The organism is Hydrocoleum sp. CS-953, from assembly GCF_002260545.1.
In the GTDB taxonomy this organism is placed as follows: Bacteria; Cyanobacteriota; Cyanobacteriia; order Cyanobacteriales; family Microcoleaceae; genus Trichodesmium.
In genome coordinates this window covers 1-2,894 of sequence record NZ_LGSU01000367.1, presented here as the reverse complement: position 1 = coordinate 2,894, position 2,894 = coordinate 1, and the positions used below count along the sequence as shown (strand labels likewise).

The window sequence follows — 2,894 nt, the reverse complement described above, 5'->3', positions numbered from 1 at the left end:
TCATTAATAGTTGATAGTCAATTAATTATTCATTCAACAATTCACGCCTTGAAGCCTCCCATTGTAATTAATAATTAATAATGAATAATTAATAATTTCAGAGGGTATGCTTGGGTAAATAGTTGATATATTGCTCCTAAGCGCCGTGATAATTATTAATTTTATTCCTAGGTCATGCTTCGCAAACGGCTGTTGCCGACATTAAAATTGTTAATTGTCGTTGACGATCTTTTTCTTTGCTGATGGCTGAGAGCTGATGGCTGAATGCTTACTTATTAATTAATAACTGAAGTCCCATCGGAAGTATAGCATTCATGTATGGGAATTGGTATAATTTAGCCAAATATTGATTTTTAAACCTAATCAAAATTTAGACTGCTTTCAAGCAGAAGACGATAATAATAAGACAAATGTCTGGCAAGACTACAGGTTAGGATTGGATTAAATAATAATAATAGCTAGTCGATCGGGAGAGGTATTATATGCCAGGGTTATTTCATCTCACATCAGATTTATTTATAGCACTAACCTATCATTTTATCGCACTAATACTTATTTACTGTTTAATTAGACGACCAAATATGCCATTCAATCTAACTTTTTGGATGTTGGCAATTTTGATGATTTTTAGTGGTATTTCTCAGACTCAAGAAATTTGGACATTGGAGCATCATTACTATTGGGTATTAGGATTAGTTAAGGGTATCAAAGTCATAGTTTCTATATTNAATATGCCATTCAATCTAACTTTTTGGATGTTGGCAATTTTGATGATTTTTAGTGGTATTTCTCAGACTCAAGAAATTTGGACATTGGAGCATCATTACTATTGGGTATTAGGATTAGTTAAGGGTATCAAAGTCATAGTTTCTATATTAACAGTAATATTTTTAGTTCGTTTAGCTCGGAAATTTTTAGCAATGCCTAATCCTATCGAACTAGAAGCAACTAATCAGGAACTAGAAAAGCAGATTAGAGAACGTATTTTAGCTGAAGAAAAAATTTGTCTCCTCAATGCAAACTTAGAAGCTAGGGTACAACAAAGAACTGCCGAGTTAAGAGAGTTAAATCAAAAGTTAGAAAATGAAATATCTGAACGCATAGCATTTTCTGAAGCTCTAAAAAAATCAGAGGCTCGTTTAGCAAGTATTTTAGATATGGCTGAAGATGCAATTATTTCAGTGGATAGAAATAGAATTATTCAACTTTTTAACCAGGGGGCAGAAAAAATATTTGGTTATAGAAATCAGGAAGTTGTAGGGCAGTCATTTGGTAAGTTAGTTGTTTGGCAAGAGTCAAAATTTAATAACTCTGTCGAGGGAAAAAATCACAATAAAAAACATAAACTTGCTATAGTTATTGGGAGGCGAAAAGATGGTACAGAATTTCCAGCAGAGGCGTCAATTTCACAAATAGAATTAAAAGATGAAACTGTATTTACGATGATATTGCGAGATATTAGCGATCGCAAACAAGCAGAGCAAAAATTAGCTACTCAAGCTCTAGCAGCAGCAGCAGTAGCAAAATTAAGTCAACGCGCTCTTGAAAGTATATATCTATCAGAACTCATGTCAGAAGCAGTTTCTTTAGTATGTCAGACTCTACGACTAGACTATTGTCAGATTTTGCAACACTCATCAGATAGTCAAAGTTGGCAAATTCAAGCCAGTTTCAGCAACCCCAAAAATTTAACCAGTCTAGCAGGAGTTAGTAAAGGGTTTGAGTCTTTAATTGCTTGCACTTTAGCTGCTCAAAAACCAGTCATAATTGAAGACTTCAACACGAAAATTGCTGATTTTCCAGGTTTTAAACTTTTATTAGACCAAGGTATTGTCAGTGGTATCAGTTTAATCATTCCGGGAAATAATCAACCGGCAGGAATATTAGCTACTTATACCACAAAAAAACATACTTTCACTCAAGACGATGTTCACTTTTTACAAGCAGTAACAAATGTTCTCGCTAGTGCTATTGAACAAAATTTAACTCACTTAGCTCTAGAACAACAATTACAACGTAGTCTTCTATTGGGAAAAATTACTCAAGAGATTCGCCAAAGCTTAGATACACAGAGGATATTTGATACTACTGCGCAACAAATAGGTCAAGCTTTTCTGGTCAACCGTTGCGTAATTCATTCTTATCAAGGGGGGTTAGTACCAAAGGTACCATTAGTAGCAGAGTATTTAGAAACTGGATATGAATCAATTTTGAATTTAGAAGCCCCAGTAATTGATAACCCATATATAGAAGAACTATTAGCACATGATAGAGCGATCGCTTCAGACAATGTTTATACAGAACCATTGCTACAAAAAAATGCTTCTGCATCAACTTGTGTTCGTAGAGAATTAAAATCTATGTTAGTAGTTCGTACCTCCTATCAAGATGAACCAAATGGAATTATTTGCTTACATCAATGCGATCATTATCGCAATTGGAGAAAAGATGAAATTGAACTCCTAGAAGCTGTTGCTCAACAAGTAGGAATTGCTCTCACTCATGCTCATTTATTGGAGCAAGAAACTCGCCAACATCAACAGCTTGTTGCACAAAATATTGCTCTTCAACAAGCAAGACAGGCAGCAGAAGTAGCGAATAAAGCGAAGGGTCAATTCTTGGCTACTATGAGCCATGAAATTCGGACTCCAATGAATGGAATAATTGGTATGACTTCTTTGTTAATTGATACGAATTTGAATTCAGAACAACAAGAATATGTCAATGATATCCATACTTGTAGTATTGCACTCCTAAGAATTATTAATGATATTCTTGACTTCTCTAAAATTTTCGGCATATTTTTATCTTGATATTGTTTTTCTGCATCTTTATCTCCTCCTAAAACTGCTTGACGAAGATTTTCTTTTTCGGCGATCGCTTCTGGTGATAAC

At 34.3% G+C, this 2,894-nt stretch carries 1 protein-coding gene; it reads left to right on the top strand.

What is annotated here, in order from left to right:
* Positions 1–728: 728 nt before the first annotated feature.
* On the top strand, positions 729–2,813 hold a 2,085-nt coding region (locus AFK68_RS03480), incomplete at its 5' end, for a GAF domain-containing protein (RefSeq protein WP_210407204.1).
* Positions 2,814–2,894 lie beyond the last annotated feature (81 nt).